Annotated in this window: 17 protein-coding genes; 12 read left to right on the top strand and 5 right to left on the bottom strand. The window is 30.0% G+C overall.

All coding sequences use genetic code 11. The features are described from left to right. Nucleotides 1–2 precede the first annotated feature (2 nt). The 12 genes from HMPREF0202_RS11865 to HMPREF0202_RS11810 all read left to right on the top strand — a co-directional run bounded on the left by HMPREF0202_RS11865 (nucleotide 3) and on the right by HMPREF0202_RS11810 (nucleotide 11,954). Complete coding sequence (locus HMPREF0202_RS11865) at nucleotides 3–827, top strand: nitrilase-related carbon-nitrogen hydrolase (protein ID WP_023051041.1); 825 nt, start codon at nucleotides 3–5, stop codon at nucleotides 825–827. 20 nt (nucleotides 828–847) lie between these two features. Further along, entirely contained in the window at nucleotides 848–1,918 is a 1,071-nt protein-coding gene (locus HMPREF0202_RS11860) for a hypothetical protein (RefSeq protein ID WP_023051040.1), read from the top strand. Nucleotides 1,919–1,929: 11 nt separating this feature from the next. Further along, a complete protein-coding gene (gene cysS / locus HMPREF0202_RS11855) occupies nucleotides 1,930–3,354 on the top strand; it encodes a cysteine--tRNA ligase (protein ID WP_023051039.1) in 1,425 nt (474 codons plus the stop codon). Next, nucleotides 3,342–3,713, top strand: a complete 372-nt coding sequence (locus HMPREF0202_RS11850; RefSeq protein ID WP_023051038.1) for a Mini-ribonuclease 3 — start codon at nucleotides 3,342–3,344, stop codon at nucleotides 3,711–3,713. Before cysS ends, HMPREF0202_RS11850 begins: the two co-directional genes overlap by 13 nt. Before the next feature lie 13 nt (nucleotides 3,714–3,726). After that, a complete protein-coding gene (gene mreB, locus HMPREF0202_RS11845) occupies nucleotides 3,727–4,761 on the top strand; it encodes a rod shape-determining protein (RefSeq protein WP_023051037.1) in 1,035 nt (344 codons plus the stop codon). Next, nucleotides 4,761–5,675 carry a hypothetical protein gene (locus HMPREF0202_RS11840; RefSeq protein ID WP_023051036.1) on the top strand — a complete coding sequence of 305 codons (915 nt, stop codon included), beginning with the start codon at nucleotides 4,761–4,763 and terminating at the stop codon, nucleotides 5,673–5,675. Before mreB ends, HMPREF0202_RS11840 begins: the two co-directional genes overlap by 1 nt. Before the next feature lie 187 nt (nucleotides 5,676–5,862). Continuing rightward, nucleotides 5,863–6,858: a glutamyl-tRNA reductase gene (gene hemA, locus HMPREF0202_RS11835; RefSeq protein WP_023051035.1), complete on the top strand. Its 996-nt coding sequence runs from the start codon at nucleotides 5,863–5,865 to the stop codon at nucleotides 6,856–6,858. Next, complete coding sequence (hemC, locus tag HMPREF0202_RS11830; protein ID WP_023051034.1) at nucleotides 6,858–7,757, top strand: hydroxymethylbilane synthase; 900 nt, start codon at nucleotides 6,858–6,860, stop codon at nucleotides 7,755–7,757. Before hemA ends, hemC begins: the two co-directional genes overlap by 1 nt. Then, nucleotides 7,750–9,225, top strand: a complete 1,476-nt coding sequence (gene cobA / locus HMPREF0202_RS11825; protein ID WP_023051033.1) for a uroporphyrinogen-III C-methyltransferase — start codon at nucleotides 7,750–7,752, stop codon at nucleotides 9,223–9,225. Before hemC ends, cobA begins: the two co-directional genes overlap by 8 nt. 1 nt (nucleotide 9,226) lies before the next feature. Continuing rightward, entirely contained in the window at nucleotides 9,227–10,201 is a 975-nt protein-coding gene (hemB, locus tag HMPREF0202_RS11820) for a porphobilinogen synthase (RefSeq protein WP_023051032.1), read from the top strand. After that, on the top strand, nucleotides 10,202–11,509 hold the full coding sequence (gene hemL, locus HMPREF0202_RS11815) for a glutamate-1-semialdehyde 2,1-aminomutase (RefSeq protein WP_023051031.1): 1,308 nt from the start codon (nucleotides 10,202–10,204) through the stop codon (nucleotides 11,507–11,509). It begins immediately after the preceding gene. Further along, a complete protein-coding gene (locus HMPREF0202_RS11810; RefSeq protein ID WP_023051030.1) occupies nucleotides 11,499–11,954 on the top strand; it encodes a precorrin-2 dehydrogenase/sirohydrochlorin ferrochelatase family protein in 456 nt (151 codons plus the stop codon). Before hemL ends, HMPREF0202_RS11810 begins: the two co-directional genes overlap by 11 nt. A gap of 14 nt (nucleotides 11,955–11,968) precedes the next feature. Here HMPREF0202_RS11810 and HMPREF0202_RS11805 read toward each other — a convergent pair whose 3' ends face one another. The 5 genes from HMPREF0202_RS11805 to glpK all read right to left on the bottom strand — a co-directional run bounded on the left by HMPREF0202_RS11805 (nucleotide 11,969) and on the right by glpK (nucleotide 17,437). Continuing rightward, a complete protein-coding gene (locus HMPREF0202_RS11805) occupies nucleotides 11,969–12,724 on the bottom strand; it encodes a tRNA1(Val) (adenine(37)-N6)-methyltransferase (protein WP_023051029.1) in 756 nt (251 codons plus the stop codon). 47 nt (nucleotides 12,725–12,771) lie between these two features. After that, nucleotides 12,772–13,116: a DUF1667 domain-containing protein gene (locus tag HMPREF0202_RS11800; RefSeq protein WP_023051028.1), complete on the bottom strand. Its 345-nt coding sequence runs from the start codon at nucleotides 13,114–13,116 to the stop codon at nucleotides 12,772–12,774. 2 nt (nucleotides 13,117–13,118) lie between these two features. Continuing rightward, nucleotides 13,119–14,372 carry an NAD(P)/FAD-dependent oxidoreductase gene (locus HMPREF0202_RS11795; RefSeq protein ID WP_023051027.1) on the bottom strand — a complete coding sequence of 418 codons (1,254 nt, stop codon included), beginning with the start codon at nucleotides 14,370–14,372 and terminating at the stop codon, nucleotides 13,119–13,121. Beyond that, nucleotides 14,372–15,799, bottom strand: a complete 1,428-nt coding sequence (locus HMPREF0202_RS11790) for an NAD(P)/FAD-dependent oxidoreductase (RefSeq protein WP_023051026.1) — start codon at nucleotides 15,797–15,799, stop codon at nucleotides 14,372–14,374. Before HMPREF0202_RS11790 ends, HMPREF0202_RS11795 begins: the two co-directional genes overlap by 1 nt. 144 nt (nucleotides 15,800–15,943) lie before the next feature. Next, the gene (glpK, locus tag HMPREF0202_RS11785) at nucleotides 15,944–17,437 is read right to left on the bottom strand and encodes a glycerol kinase GlpK (RefSeq protein WP_023051025.1); all 1,494 of its coding nucleotides are present in this window, start codon (nucleotides 17,435–17,437) and stop codon (nucleotides 15,944–15,946) included. Nucleotides 17,438–17,464 lie beyond the last annotated feature (27 nt).

Raw genomic sequence — 17,464 nt, 5'->3', positions numbered from 1 at the left:
AAATGAAAGTTTTTTTAGCTCAGATGAAGCCAATATTGGGAAATACAGAAAAAAATTTAAAAAAAATAGTTGATATAGTAGAAAAGGAAATTGAAAAAGGGACAGAAGTTGTTGTTTTTCCTGAATTATCTCTAACTGGATATTTGTTAGAAGAGATGGTTTATGATGTTGCTTTAGATAAAGTACCTGATATATTATTAGAGCTATCTAAAAAAATATCAATAATAGTAGGTGCAGTAGAGTTAAGTGAAGATTTATATCACTATAATACAGCATTTTACTTAGAAGATGGAGAGATAAAACACAAGCACAGAAAAGTTTATCTTCCAACTTATGGACTTTTTGATGAGGGAAGATATTTTAAAGAGGGAGAAAATATAAGAGCCTTTGATACAAAGTTTGGTAGAATTGGAATGCTAGTATGTGAAGATATTTTTCATCAAAGTAGTTCATATATTTTAGGACAAGATGGAGCACAAACAATTTTTGTTATAGCAAATAGTCCTACAAGACTTTCAAGTAAAGGGTTAGAAATAAGTAATCTTTGGGAGTCTATATGTAAGACAACAGCCATTAGTAACGGATGTTTTGTTATTATGGTAAATAGAGTGGGAGTAGAGGATGGTGTAAACTTCTGGGGTGGAAGTTTTGCAATAAATCCATCAGGAGATACGATAGAAAAAATGGAATACTTCAAAGAGGATGGAAAAAACGTTCTAGTTGAGAAAAAAGAGATAATAAAAGTTAGATTTGCATCGGGATCATGTAAAAATGAAAAAATAGATTTAGTACTAAATGAATTAAGCAGAATAAAGAAAAGTAGATAAATTTATTAAAAGGAGTACCGATGAAAAAAACTTTAAAAATAACTTTAGGATTTTTATGTGGAGTTAGTATTTTAATAAGTGTGTTTTATGCTAGTAAAGAGAATCCTAGAGTGTATTTAAGTGACAGAATAAATGTAGCATATGTAAATGAAGATATTAATCATAAAAATTTTGAAAATGTTATAAATCTTTTAAATAAGGCAGATTTTAATATTGATGATAAGGTAAAAAGAGGATTAAGTTATGTAAAAGGACTATATGTAGTTTCAGATAGTAGTTTTATATCAGATAAAAAAGCATGTGTAGGAATTGTAGATTTTGGATATATATATCCATTTATAACATTAAAAGTTGAAACTTATTTTAATAAAAGTAATGATTTTTACGTATTAAAAGATGAGTATAGCAAAAAGTATTTAAATGGTGAAAAAGTATATCTAAAAATAGAAAAAGGTAATTTTTTAATAGGAAAAAGAGAAAAAGACATTGAAAGAATATTAAAAAATGAAAAATATTTTAATCAAAATCTTTTAAAAATACTAGATAGAGAAAAAGGAAAAAATCTAGGAATGTTGATATTAAATCTTGGAAAAAATCCTCTAGGAGGGTTTGATGAACTTGTACTAACAGGAGAAGTAAACAAAAAAGAGCAAGTTACATTAACTGCAAATATAGGTGGAAAAAATGACATTATAAAAAGCTTTAATGGTATAGCTCAAGATGGATTATCAGGAGAAAGAACTATAGAAAAAAATAAACTTTATTTAAGAAGTACAAGAGATGCTGAGTTAAGATCATTTTTATTCTTTTTAAACTATTTCTTTAGAAATAGTTTTATTGAAGGGGTATCTTCAAGTGTTTATATAAATAATCCAAAAGATGATAGTAAAGTATCAACTTTAAGTAGTGATAAATTGATAGATGTAAACATCGATGAAAAGCAATTTATATCTGGATATATAGATTTAAAGATTAAAAATGAGGTAATAGGAAGTGCTGAGCTAAAAGGAATAGCAGAAGAGAATAGACTACGAATAAGTACAATTTTAAATGAAGAAACAGCACTTAATCTATTAAAAACAGCTAAATAGGAGGGCGTAAAATGATAAAAATATATAATACACTTAAAGGCGAATTAGAAATATTTAAACCTCTAAAAGAGGGAGAGGTTTCAATGTATGTTTGTGGACCTACCGTTTATAATTATATTCACATTGGAAACGCTAGACCAGCCATATTTTTCGATACAGTAAGAAGATATTTTGAGTTTAGAGGTTATAAAGTAAAATATGTTCAAAACTTTACAGATGTTGATGATAAAATGATAAAAAAAGCTAATGAAGAGGGAGTAACTCTTCAGGATATAGCAAAAAAATATATAGATGCATATTTTGAAGATACAGCAAAAGTTAATTTAAAAGAAGAAGGAATGATAAGACCTAAAGCAACAGAGCATATAGGTGAAATGATAAAAATTATAAAAACATTAATTGAAAAAGGATATGCTTACGAATCTCAAGGTGACGTATACTTTGATGTAAATAGTTACAAACAAGAGTATGGAGAATTATCAGGCCAAAGTATAGATGATTTAAAAAGTGGTGCAAGAATAGATGTATCAGAGATAAAGAAAGATCCATTAGACTTCGCTTTATGGAAAAAAGCTAAGGAGGGAGAACCTTTCTGGAATTCACCTTGGGGAAAAGGAAGACCTGGATGGCATATAGAATGTTCTGCAATGTCAAATAAATATTTAGGACCTACATTTGATATTCATGGAGGAGGACAAGATTTAATATTCCCACATCATGAAAATGAAATTGCACAATCAAAATGTGGAACAGGTGGAGAATTTGCTAGATACTGGATTCATAATGGTTATATTAATGTTAAGGGAGAGAAGATGTCTAAATCTTTAGGAAACTTCTTCCTTTTAAGAGAGGTATTAGAGCAATTTGAGGGAAGAGTAGTAAGATTCTTTATTTTAAGTTCTCATTATAGAAAGCCAATTGATTTTTCCGATAATGAACTAGTTCAAAGTAAGGCTGGATTAGAAAGAATAGAAAATGCTATATCTAGAGGAAAAGAGATTTTAACATCAAAACCTGTTGAAAATGGATCAGACCTTACAGAGTTAAAAGAAACTTTAGAGATATCAAAAGATAAATTTATAAGATGTATGGATGAAGATTTTAATACAGCTGGTGGAATAGGAGCTATATTTGAACTTGTAAAAGAATTAAATAAAGCTGGAGAGATTGATAAAATTTCTAAAGTTGGATTTGAAGTGTTAGAAGATACAATTGAATATATAAGAGTGGTTATGGAAGAGGTATTTGGAGTTCTATTAAAGGTAGAGGTTCAAGTAGGAAATATGACAACAGAACTAATTGAATTTTTACTTGAACTGAGAAGAGAAGCAAGAGATAGTAAAGACTGGGCATTTTCAGATAAAGTAAGAGATAGACTTTTAGAGATGGGAATTAAAATAAAGGATGGAAAGGAAAAAACAACATGGTCAATTTAGATGTGCGTGAAGCAAATGGATTAGTTTTAGCATATTTAGGTGATTCTGTGTGGGAACTTTCTATAAGAACATATTTTATAAACAAAGGGTACAATATAAAGAATTTAAATAGACTTGTAAAAGAACATGTAAATGCTCAAGCTCAAAGTAAGTATTTAAAAAATATAATTGATGAATTAGATGAAGATAAATTAACATTGGTAAATAGATCTAAAAATAGTAACATAAAAACTTTTCCTAAATCGTGTAGTGTTATGGAGTATAAAGAGGCAACAGCTTTTGAAGCTTTAATTGGTGCGCTTTATGTTGAGGGAAAAATAGAAGAAATAAATAAAATTGTGGAAAAAAACTTAGGTTAAGGAGTGATAGTAAGTGGGATTCAAATTGAAACTACCTGGATTTAGTAGAAGTATTGGAATTGATTTAGGGACAGCAAATACATTAGTATATAGTAAAAAACATGGAAAAATAATATTAAATGAACCATCTGTTGTAGCAGTGGAAAGAGAAAGTAGAAAAGTTTTAGCTGTTGGAAACGAAGCTAAAGATATGCTAGGAAAAACACCAGATTCGATAGTTGCAGTAAAACCTTTAAGTGAAGGAGTAATAGCTGATTACGATATAACAGAAGCTATGATAAAGTATTTTATAAAAAAGGTATTTGGAAAATACTCACTGTTTATGCCTGAAGTTATGATTTGTGTTCCAATTGATGTAACTGGAGTAGAGAAAAGAGCGGTATTAGAAGCTACTCTTTCAGCTGGAGCTAAAAAGGCTTACTTAATAGAAGAGGCAAGAGCAGCTGCGCTAGGATCTGGAATTGATATATCAGCACCAGAAGGAAATATGATAGTTGATATTGGTGGAGGTTCGACAGACGTTGCAGTAATATCACTAGGTGGAACAGTTGTAAGTAAAACGATAAGAACAGCTGGAAATAATTTTGATATGGATATAATAAAGTATATTAAAAAAACACATACTTTATTAATAGGAGATAAAACAGCTGAAAGTATAAAAATGCAAATAGGAACAGCTATTCCTTTAACAGAAGAGGAAACAATGACAATAAAAGGAAGAGACTTGATAACTGGGCTACCTAAGTCTGTTACTGTTGGATCAGAAGAGATTAGAGAAGCTATTATGGATTCACTAATGGAGATTGTAACTTGTGTAAAAGATGTTTTAGAAAAAACTCCACCAGAATTAGCAGCAGATATAATAGATAGAGGAATAGTTATGGCAGGAGGGGGTTCTTTAATTAGAAACTTCCCAGAATTAATTTCAAAACATACTTCACTAAACGTAAGATTAGCAGACTCCCCTCTTGAGAGTGTAGTTAAAGGAGCTGGAATGGCTCTTGATCAAATATCTATTTTAAGAAAGATTGAAAAGGCTGAAAGATAATGTTTAAAGATTTAAATTCCAATGAAAAAGCTATTGATTTTTTAAAAAAAGAACTTAATTTTAAAAGAGAAGCAGGAACATACCTTTTTTACGGAGTTGATAGAGATCTTTTAAAAAAGTTTGCAAAGGCTTTTGCTAAAAGTTTAAACTGTATTAATTATACAGATGATTTTTGTGGAGTTTGTGAAAGTTGTATAAGAATAGAGAGTGAAACTCATGGAGATTTAGAAATTTTAGATGATATAACAGGTATTAAAATTGAAAAAATTAGAGAGTTAGCTTATAGAGATTCAACAACATCTTACGAAGGAAAGAAAAAAGTTTATATAATAAGAGATGTTGAAAGGTTAAGAAAAGAATCAGCAAATGCGTTATTAAAATTAATAGAAGAACCTAATAGTGGAAGTTTTTTTATATTAACTTCTACGGGATTAAATGTTCTTCCAACAATAAAATCTAGATCGATTTTATTAAATATTCTTCAGGAGAGCGCAGAAGAGATTGGAGTAACTCAAGAGGAGTACAGATTTTTTTTAGGAAAATCAAAAGAGATAGAAGATTATAAAAATAGTGAAATAGATTTAAATGAGGGTAGTTCTTTTGAAAGAATTGGACATAATATAAAAAATTGGACAGATACAAAAGAGTTTCAGTATAAAGTAGAGATATATAAATCTATAAGAGATTTTCTAAATACAAAAGACTATTTAACATTAAATGATAAGTTGTATTTTGTGGATGAAATTCTTTTGAATACTTCAGATAGAGAGTTAATAAAAGAAATCATAAATTATACAATTTCTCTTATAGGAAATAGAAGTAAAAATTTAGAAAAACTATTAGAATTAAAAAATATAGGGAGAAGCTCTATAAACTTAAAAAATTTACTAGTAACTTTTTATACAAATGTTTAAGAGAGTGATTACAAAATCACTCTCTTTCATTTATATTATTTATATGTACGTTATAATATTTTTTGATGATTTATAGCTTTTTCATTCAAAAATAATATAATTTTTTCGAAAATAGGCTTAAAAATATTAAAAAAAAGTATTATAATATATATATGTAATCAATAAATCGTGGAGAGAAGGAATCTAGATGTATTTTAAACATTTTATTGTTTTTGGAATAAGTCATAAAAATTTGGATTTATATCAAAGAGAGAATTTTATACAAAATGACCCCACTTCTGTAGTTGAAAGATTATTTAAAGAGAAAAAGATTGTGGGTTATGTTAACTTGTCAACCTGCTTGAGAGTAGAATACTACTTAGATTTAGATAAAAACTATTCAGTGGCAGATTTTCAAAAAGATATAGGATTAAAAGATATTTTTATAAAGCAAGGGCATGATGCTGTAAACTATCTTTTTAGAGTTACTTGTGGTTTTGAATCTGTTATAAAAGGTGAGGATCAAATTTTAGCTCAAATAAAAAAAGCTCAATTAACAAGTATGGAAAATAAAATATCAAGCTCTAATATTAATGTTATTTTTAATAAAGCAATAGAGTTGGGAAAAAAATTTAGAAATAAAAGTAAAATATGTCATAATGCTTTATCTTTAGAAGCAATATCTTTAAAATTTATCAAGAATAGAGTTTCAGAGTTAAAAGATAAGAAAATTCTTATTTTAGGAGTAGGAGATTTAGCAAGAGATATAATGGAGCTTATAACAAAAGAGGAATACAAAAGCTTAACTATAACAAATAGAAGTTATCATAAAGCTTTAGAGGTTAGTAATATTTATAATGCAGATGTGATAAGTTTTGAAAATAAATTGGAAGAAGTTGCAAAAAGTGATGTAATAATATCAGCAACTTCAGCTCCTCATGCAATTATAAAAAAAGAAGAGATACAACCTTTGTTAAATAAAAATAAAGAGTATGTATTTTTAGATTTAGCAGTTCCTAGAGATATTGAAGAAGAGCTTAATGAATTAAAAAACATAAATTTATACAATATAGATGATGTTTGGGGAGTGTATTATGAAAATTTAGAAAATAGGGAAAATTTATTAACTAAATATGAATATATGCTTGGTGAACAGATGATAAACTTAAAAAAATGGTTTGAATACAAAGAAGGGATAGCATAATGAAAGAAAAAATCGTAATAGGAAGTAGAGGAAGCATATTAGCTTTAGCTCAGAGTGAAATGATAAAAGGAAGATTAGAGAAGAATTTTCCAGAGTTAAAATTTGAAATAAAGGTTATAGTAACAAGTGGAGATAAAGATTTAGTTAGTAACTGGAATAATAGTGATAAATCTTTAAAAAGCTTTTTTACAAAAGAGATTGAACACGAATTGTTAGACGGAACTGTAGATTTAGCAGTTCATTCAATGAAAGATATGCCAATAGTTTCTCCGCCAGGTTTAATTTGTGGAGCAACTCCTGATAGAGAAGATAATAGGGATGTTATTGTATCAAGAAGTGGAAAAAAGTTATTAGAGCTTCCAGAAGGAGCTATTGTAGGAACTAGTTCATTGAGAAGAACCATGGGATTAAAAAACTTAAGACCAGATTTAGAGATAAAACAATTAAGAGGAAATATTCATACAAGACTTAGAAAACTAGATGAAGGTCAGTATGATGCTATTCTTTTAGCAGCAGCAGGATTAAAAAGAGTTGGATTAAGAGATAGAATAACTGAAGAGTTAGATTATGATTTAATGATGCCAGCTCCAGCTCAAGGAGCACTTCATATTCAATGTAGAGAAAACGATGAGTTTGTAAAAAATATCTTAAAATCTATTCATAATCCAGAAATAGAAAAAATTGTAGAGATAGAAAGAGAGTTTTCTAAGATATTTGATGGAGGATGTCATACACCGATGGGATGTACAGGGGAAAAATTTGATGGTAAGATTTTTTTAAGAGGTGTGTACTGCCAAGATGATATTATGTATAAAGCAGAAGTATTAGAAGATGAAGTATTAGGAAAAGAGATAGCACACAAATTAGCTGCAAAAATAAGGGAGAAAATAAATGGTTAATAATAAAATGGGGAAAGTTTACATAATAGGAGCAGGTTGTGGAAATATAGATCTTTTAACTTTGAAAGGAAAGAGATGCATAGAGGAAGCTGACTGCGTAGTATATGATAGATTGATAGACCCGAAAGTGTTGAAGTTAGCTAAAGCAGATGCAGAAATGATATATTTAGGTAAAGGAAATACTGAAGGTGGAGTAATTCAGGATGAAATAAATAAAACGCTGGCTAAAAAGGCTTTAGAGGGAAAAGTTGTAGCAAGGGTAAAAGGTGGAGATCCTTTTGTTTTTGGAAGAGGTGGAGAAGAGATAGAGGAAATAGTTAAATACTCTATTCCTTTTGAAATTATACCTGGAATAAGCTCTTCAATAGCTGTACCAGAGTATGCAGGAATTCCAGTTACACATAGAGGACTAGCAAGATCATTCCATGTATTTACAGGACATACAATGGAAAATGGAGAATGGCATGATTTTTCGACTATAGCTAAATTAGATGGAACTTTAGTATTTTTAATGGGGATTAAAAACCTAGATTTAATAACAGGTGATTTAATAAAAAATGGTAAAAATCCTAAAACTCCAGTAGCAGTAATAGAAAAGGGAACAAGTGAAAACCAAAGAGTAACTGTTGGAACTTTAGAAGATATTGTAGAAAGAGCTAAATCTGAAAAGATTGTTCCACCTGCTATAACAATAATTGGTGATGTTGTAAACATGAGAGAAACTTTTAAATGGTTTGAAAATCAACCTCTTTCTGGAAAAAAAGTGTTAGTGACAAGAGACACTAATCAATCACAAGAGTTTAGTGAAAAATTAAGAATACAAGGAGCTACTGTAAGAGAGCTACCTTTTATAAAAATAGAAAATGCTTATAATTTTGATGAAAAAGATTTAAAAAATTATAGTGCTCTTTTGTTTAACTCTCCAAATGGGGTGAAGTACTTTATGGAAAACATAAAGGATATAAGATCTTTAGGTCATCTAAAAATTGGTGTTGTTGGAGCTAAAACAGATGAGCTATTAAGAGAATATAAAATAATACCAGATTTTATTCCAGAGAAATATATGGGAACAGAGTTAGCAAAAGAAGTACAAAATTATACAAAAGAAAATGATAAGGTGTTATTTATAACTTCAGATATCTCTCCTGCTAATTGTGAAAAATGGAGTGAGGAATATAATAGAAAATTTGAAAAATTAGTAGTGTACAAGACTGGAAAACATATCTATTCTAAAGATGAAGTAGAGAATGTATTAAATGAAATAGAGTATATAACTTTTTTAAGTTCATCAACAGTTGAAGCATTTAATGAGAGTATCCAAGGAGATTTAAAATTATTAGAGGATAAAAAGATTGTGTCAATAGGACCAGTTACTACAAAAACTTTAAATGAATTAGGATATAACGTGGCTTTAGAAGCAAAAGTTTTTGATGTTGATGGAGTAATTGCAGTAATAGGAGAGAAATAATATGTTTAATAGAACTAGAAGACTAAGAAGTTCTCAAGTTATGAGAAATTTAGTGAAAAATATAGATTTTACTTTAGATAATCTAATCTATCCACTATTCATAGAAGAGGGAGAAAATATAAAAGTTGAAATTCCATCGATGAAGGGGCAGTATAGAATATCAATAGATAGACTAGAAGAGGAACTAGTAGAATTAAAAGATTTAGGAATAAAATCATTGCTTTTATTTGGAATTCCTAAAAAGAAAGATCCAGTAGGAAGTGAAGGATACAATGATAAAGGGATAGTTCAAGAGGCGATAAGATTTATCAAATCTAAATTTCCAGAATTTTTAGTTGTTACAGATGTGTGTTTATGTGAATATACATCTCATGGACATTGTGGAATCTTAAGAGGAGAGGAGTTACTAAATGATGAGACTTTAAAACTTTTACAAAAAGTAGCTCTTTCTCATGCTAAAGCAGGGGCAGATATGGTGGCACCATCAGATATGATGGATGGTAGAATAAAAGCTATAAGAGAGATATTAGATGAAAATGGATTTATAAATTTACCAATTATGGCATATAGTGTAAAATATGCATCAGCTTATTATGGACCATTTAGAGATGCAGCTGATTCAGCTCCAGCGTTTGGAGATAGAAAGACATATCAAATGGATTTTAGAAATTCTAAAGATTATTTAATAGAAGTTGAAAATGATATTTTAGAGGGTGCTGATATAATAATGGTAAAACCTGGAATGCCTTATTTAGATGTAGTTAAGGGAGTAGCAGATGCTATATCAAATCCAGTTGCTATTTATAATGTAAGTGGTGAATATTCTATGGTAAAAGCAGCAGCAGAAAATGGCTGGATAGATGAAGAAAAAATAGTTATGGAAAACATGTATGCTATGAGAAGAGCTGGAGCAGATATTATAATAACATACCATGCTAAAGATATAGCAAAATGGTTAAAAAGAGGTGTAAATTAAGTGAGATATAGTAATTCAGAGAAGATATATGAAAAAGCTGTGAAGATTATACCAGGAGGAGTAAATAGTCCTGTTAGAGCTTTTAAATCAGTTGATAAAACATATCCAATTTTTGTAAATAGAGGAAAAGGATCAAAGATATACGATGAAGATGGGAATGAATATATTGATTATATTTGTTCATGGGGTCCACTTATTTTAGGGCATAATAATGAAAGAGTTTTAAAAGGTGTTAGAGAAGCTATAGAGTTAGGAAGTTCGTTTGGACTACCAACTAAAATGGAAGTTGAATTGGCTGAATTAGTATGTAAGTGTTATCCATCAATGGATATGATAAGATTTACAACTTCTGGAACTGAAGCAACTATGGCAGCAGTTAGAGTTGCAAGAGCCTTTACAAATAGAAATAAAATATTAAAATTTGAAGGATGTTATCATGGACATTCAGATTCACTATTAGTTAGTTCTGGATCAGGATTATTAACAGATGGATATCAAGATAGTAACGGAATAACAGAGGGAGTATTAAAAGATACATTAGTTGCTCCTTTTGGTAATATTCAAAAAGTTAAAGAGATTTTGGAAACTAAAGAAGTTGCGTGTTTAATAATGGAGCCAGTACCGGCTAATATGGGACTTATAAATAGCTCGAAAGAATTTTTACAAGCTATGAGAGATATATGTGATGAGACAGGAACTCTTTTGATATTTGATGAGGTAATATCTGGATTTAGAGTTGCTTTAGGAGGAGCTCAAGAGTATTATGGAATAACTCCAGATATAACAACTTTAGGTAAAATAATAGGTGGAGGTTATCCTGTAGGAGCTTTTGGTGGAAAAAAAGAGATTATGGATATGATTGCACCTGTTGGAAGAGTTTATCATGCAGGAACTCTATCTGGAAATCCTGTTGCTGTTAGAGCAGGATTTGAAATGGTAAGTCACCTATTGGAAAATAGAGAAACTCTATATAAAGAGTTAGAGGAAAAAGTTATATATATGACTGATTCAATAGAGAAAATTGCAAAAAAATATGATGTACCTATTAAAATAAATAAATTAGGTTCTTTATTTACAATATTCTTTAGTGATTTAGATGAGATAACAGATTTAGAGCATGTTATAAACTCTAATACAACACATTATTCAATATATTTTAATACATTACTAGACAATGGTGTAGTTGCACCACCTTCAAAATATGAGGCACATTTCGTATCAGTAGCTCATACTAAAGAGGATTTAGATAGAACTTTAGAGGTTATAGATATGGCATTTAAAAAAATTGGTGAAACTAATGGAAAGTAAAAAATCTTTTTTTCCACTATTTATAGATTTAACTAATAAAAGTTGTTTAGTTGTAGGAGGGGGGAACATAGCTGCAAGAAAGATAAAAAGTCTTGTAGATTATGGTGCTAGAGTTATTGTAATAGCTCCATTTATACTTCCTGAAATCTTAGAGTTAGATGTGGAGATTGAAAAAAGAGATTTTAAAGCTGGAGATATAAAAGATAAATTCTTAGTTGTCGCAGCAACTAATGATGAAAAGTTAAATGAAATGATAGTTGATTTATGTGAGGATAATAATATACTTGTAAATAATATAACATCAAAAGTATATATGTCAGCTAGATTTACTGCTCATATAGATAGTGATGACTATCAGATTGCAATTTCAGCAAAAGGAAATCCTAGAGAATCTGTTAAATTAAAAAAAGAGTTAATAGAGTATCTTAAAAATAGAAAAGACTAGAAACATTTGTGTTTCTAGTCTTTTTCTATTTTTAAATCTTGGAAAAGATCTAAAACCTCTTTTGAATATTTACCATCCATATCGTGAGATATAAAAGGTGGAAGAATAGTTAAAGAATCTTTACCGTTTCTAATTCCTTCGATTAAAAGAATTTTAGCAGGTTTATCAAGTTTTGAATGACAAAATTGAACTCTTTTAGGTGAGATACCATATTTTCTCATAGCATCAACAATCTCTAAAAATCGGTCAGGTCTATGAACCATTGCAAAATATCCTTTATCTTTTAAAAGTTTAGAAGCTACCCCGATAAGCTCCTCTAAATCAATAGTTATCTCATGACGAGCTAAAGTAAGTTGATCTAAATTATTTAATTGATTCTCATTTCCATGAAATTTGAAGAATGGTGGATTTGTTATAACAACATCTTGAGAACCGTTTTCAAAATGTTTTTTCCAATTTTTCATATCATCATGAATAATTCTTATTTGTTCTTGTAAGTTGTTTAGTTCAACATTTCTCTTTGCTAAATTAGCAGAAATTTCTTGAATTTCAATACCAGTAATTTTAGCTTTGGTTCTTTGAGATAGGAAAAGAGGTATCGCTCCATTTCCAGTTCCTAAATCTAGTATTTTGTTTGTACCTCTTGTTAGAGATATAAAGTTAGATATTAAAAGTGAATCTAAAGAAAAATTAAAATAATCAGGTCTTTGAATTATTTTTAAATTTTTATTTAATAAATTATTTATAACTTCGTTTTCATTAAGTGTCATTTTGTACCTCCAAAGTTATTATAACAAAAAAGATACAAAATTCAAGTCTAGATATCTCTAGTTAAAACTATATTAGCATCAGTTCCTAAAATATTATTTAAAACAACTGCTCCAATTTTTTGTGGTGATTGGATTTTAATATCTTTTAAAAGTTCCATACATTGGAAAATTAATTCTTTTGGGATAGGTTTATCTGTTTTAACAGGAACCATATGATGAATTCCTCCACTTACTCTAACGATAGAAGTAACAACTCTTTTAGGAGCAATGAGCTCCTCTTTACCATAAACTGCTCCTTTAGGACATGAGTTCCCAGTAACTTTATAATCATTTTCAATATCTATATTTAAATGGCATCCCATAGGGCATAAAATACATATCATCTCTTTCATTACTATACCTCCTGTAGCTCAATAACAATATCTTTAGAAATTCTTTTTAATAGTACCTCAGGAAGAAGAACTTTTTCCATCTCCCCTGGAGCTAGGTGAGCTCTTTTGAAGCTAGCAATAATATTATCTCCTTCTCTAACTACAATTTTTTTATTTTTATATATATTATTTACTCTCATGAAAATTTCTAATTTGTTTTGTAGATTATCTAAATTAATAACTTGAGGAACAGTATAAACAATACCGTTACCATTTTTTATATTAGAAACATTTTCTAATTTACAATTTTCTTCGGCTATGTAGCATGCTGCAAATTTTCCTGCTCTTTCGCCCTCTTCACTAACGAAATCTACGAGATCATGAACATGAACTACATTTCCACAAGCAAAAACACCAGGAATACTTGTTTCCATTGAGTTATTAACAATAGGACCGTTAGTTCTATTATCTAAAATAACACCAGCTTCCTTAGATAAATCATTTTCAGGAATAAGTCCAACTGATAAAAGAAGTGTGTCACACTCATATTCAACTTCAGTACCAGGGATAGGTTTTCTATTTTCGTCTACTTTTGCAATAACCACTTTTTCGAGTCTGTCTTTTCCTTTAATATCAACAACAGTGTGAGATAGAAGTAATGGAATGTTAAAATCATCAAGACATTGAACGATATTTCTATTTAATCCACCAGAAAATGGCATTAACTCTACTACAGCTTCTACTTTCGCACCTTCTAAAGTCATTCTTCTAGCCATAATAAGACCGATATCTCCACTTCCTAGAATTAAAGCTTTTTTTCCTACCATATACCCTTCCATATTTATATATCTTTGAGCAGCACCAGCTGTAAATATTCCAGAAGGTCTTTCACCAGGAATAGCAATAGCTCCTCTAGTTCTTTCTCTACATCCCATAGCTAAAATTACAGATCCAGCCTCAATCTCTTGATATCCATCTATAGGATTAATCATAGAAACAATTCTATCTTTAGAGATATTTAAAACCATAGTTTCTAGTTTAATATCAATAGGGTATTGTTTAACAAATTCAATATATTTCTGAGCATATTCAGGACCAGTTAACTCCTCTTTGAATCTATGAAGTCCAAAACCATTGTGGATACATTGTTGTAAAATACCACCTAGCTCTTTATCTCTTTCTAAAATAACGATATTTTTAGCACCATTTTCATAAGCTGATTTAGCAGCAGCAAGACCAGCAGGACCTCCACCAATAACAACAACATCATATCTCATTATTTTTTCAACTCCTCTATTAGAATATAAGAATTAGCTTTATCTAAGATAACGTCTTTAATATTTTTATTTAACTCTCTAGCAATAATTTCTTGAACTCTAGGTCCACAGAAACCACCTTGACATCTACCAGAGCCAGGTCTACATCTTCTTTTAACTGCGTCCATTGTTGTAGCCTTAACAGGTCTATGAATTGCTTCAACAATCTCACCTTCAGTAATCATTTCACATCTACAAATTATTCTACCAAATCTATTATCCTCTTTAATTTTTTTAGCCTTTTCTTCAGGTGAAAGATGCATGAAAAGAGTATGCTTTCTAGGTGTAACAAAATCCTCTTTTTTTATAAGATGAGCACCACTATCTTTCAATAAATCAATAGCTGCTAAAGCAATGGCAGGTGCAGCAGATAATCCAGGTGATTTTATTCCTGCAATATCAAAGAAGCCTTTAATAGATGATTCTTCAACAATAAAATCGCCTCTATCTGATTCTGCTCTAATTCCAGCAAACGTTCTAATATTTTCTCTAAAGTTAATATCTTTTATAGAGTGACTTCCTTTGAATTTAATATACTCAAGTCTATCAGTAGCTGTAGAAACATCGTATCTGTTATCAATATCTTGAGCATCAGGACCAACAAGTAAATTTCCATGAACTGTTGGAGTTACAAGTATTCCTTTTCCAAGTTTAGAAGGACATTGAAAAACAGTTTGATTTACTCTTTTTCCTTGATTTTTATCTAAGACAAAATATTCTCCTTTTCTTGGTAATATTTTAAATGATTCAGGTGCAATCATTTTATGAATAATATCAGCGTGAACTCCAGTACAATTAATTACATATTTTCCATGGAAAACTCCTGTGTTTGTATATATATGAAAAATGTCATCTGTTTTTTCAATATTTTCAACTTCTGTATTTAAAAATAATTCAACACCATTTTCAACAGCATTATCCATAAGGGCTTCAGCAAACTCCCAAGGTGAAACAATTCCAGCAGAAGCGCAGTGTAGTGCAGCAATAGCTTTTTCATCAACATTTGGTTCGATTTCTCTTAGTTTCTCTTGGTTGATAATAGCTAAGCCAGGAACTTTATTTATGATACCTCTGTTGTAAAGTACATTAAGATGTTCAACCTCTTCATCATTAAATGCTAATACAAGGGAACCATTACGTTTAAAAGGAACAGAAAGTTCATTGCATAAATCTTCATATAAAGAGTTACCTAAAACATTTAATTTAGCCATAAGAGAACCTTCTTTAGCGTCGTATCCTCCATGAACAATTGCACTGTTAGCTTTAGTAGTTTCATTAGCTACATCAGTATCTTTTTCTAAAACTGCAACTTTTAATTTGTATTTAGAAAGCTCTCTAGCGATACCAGTTCCAATAATACCAGCACCAATGATTAAAATATCATACATAAAATACCCTCCTAGTTTTTAATAGCAAAAAAGAGAGCAGAAAAAGGTGGTGATATAACAATCACCAATACCTTTTTAGCTCTCTTCATCTCTATTGCTAATATTTAATTTTTATCTAATCTAAATATACTACTTTTTTTTAAATTAGTCAAGCTCCCAATTTAAAGATCTTTCAACAGCTCTTTTCCATTTGCTATGTTTTAAATCTCTATCTTCTTCAGTCATGGTAGGAACGAATGTTTTTTCAAGACACCAATTTTGTTTAATCTCATTTTTATCATTCCAGAAACCAACTGCAAGACCAGCAAGATATGCTGCTCCTAAAGCTGTTGTTTCAACAGTAGAAGGTCTGTGAACCTCTTTACCCACAATATCAGATTGGAATTGCATTAAGAAGTTGTTAGCAGATGCTCCACCATCAACTTTTAAAGCTTTTAATTCAATTCCAGAGTCCTCTTGCATAGCTTCAAGAACATCTCTAGTTTGATAAGCAATAGATTCTAAAGTTGCTCTAATAATATGATTTTTATTAGCACCTCTAGTTAGTCCAACAATAGCACCTCTAGCATACATATCCCAGTGAGGAGTTCCTAAACCAACAAATGCAGGAACAAAGTAAACCCCACCATTATCTTTAACTTTACTAGCAAAATATTCTGTATCTTTAGAATCTGTAATTAACTTTAATTCATCTCTTAGCCATTGAACAGCAGCACCAGCAACAAAGATACTTCCTTCAAGAGCATATTCAACTTTTCCATCTAATCCAATAGCTATAGTAGTTAAAAGACCATTTTTACTTTGGTACATTCTACTTCCTGTATTCATAAGCATAAAGCAACCAGTTCCATAAGTATTTTTAGCTTCTCCTTTTTCAAAGCAAGCTTGTCCAAATAGAGCAGCTTGTTGATCTCCAGCAACACCACAGATAGGAACTCTATGTCCACCTTTTCCACCAAGATTAGCATATCCAAATGTTCCACTTGAATCTTTAACTTCAGGAAGCATAGATTTAGGAATATCTAACTCTTTTAAAAGTTTTTCATCCCAACAAAGATCTTTAATATTATAAATCATAGTTCTAGAAGCATTTGTGTAATCTGTAGCATGAGATTTTCCATTAGTTAATTTCCAAATTAACCATGTATCAACAGTACCAAATAATAACTCTCCTCTTTCAGCTTGTTCTCTAGCGCCTTCAACATTATCTAAAATCCATTTTATTTTAGTTCCTGAGAAATAGGCATCTACAACAAGACCTGTATTATCTCTTATATAATCAGCTAATCCTCTAGCTTTTAAATCATCACAAATATGAGCAGTTCTTCTACACTGCCATACAATTGCATTGTAAACAGGTTTTCCAGTTAGCTTATTCCAAACAATAGTAGTTTCTCTTTGGTTGGTAATTCCTATACCAATAACATCATGTTGAGAAACGCCAGATTGTGCAATAGCTTCAGCTAAAACACCACTTTGACTAGCCCAAATTTCCATAGGATCATGCTCAACCCATCCCTCTTTTGGATAGATTTGTCTAAATTCTTTTTGTGCACTTGCCACAATATTTTGTTGTTCATCAAAAATTATAGCTCTTGAGCTAGTTGTTCCTTGGTCTAATGCGATTATATACTTCATAGAAAATCCTCCCTAAGTTATTATATT

It is taken from the genome of Cetobacterium somerae ATCC BAA-474 (assembly GCF_000479045.1).
Lineage (GTDB): Bacteria > Fusobacteriota > Fusobacteriia > Fusobacteriales > Fusobacteriaceae > Cetobacterium_A > Cetobacterium_A somerae.
The sequence above is the reverse complement of the archived record's forward strand: the minus strand, read 5'-3'. Positions and strand labels throughout refer to the sequence as shown.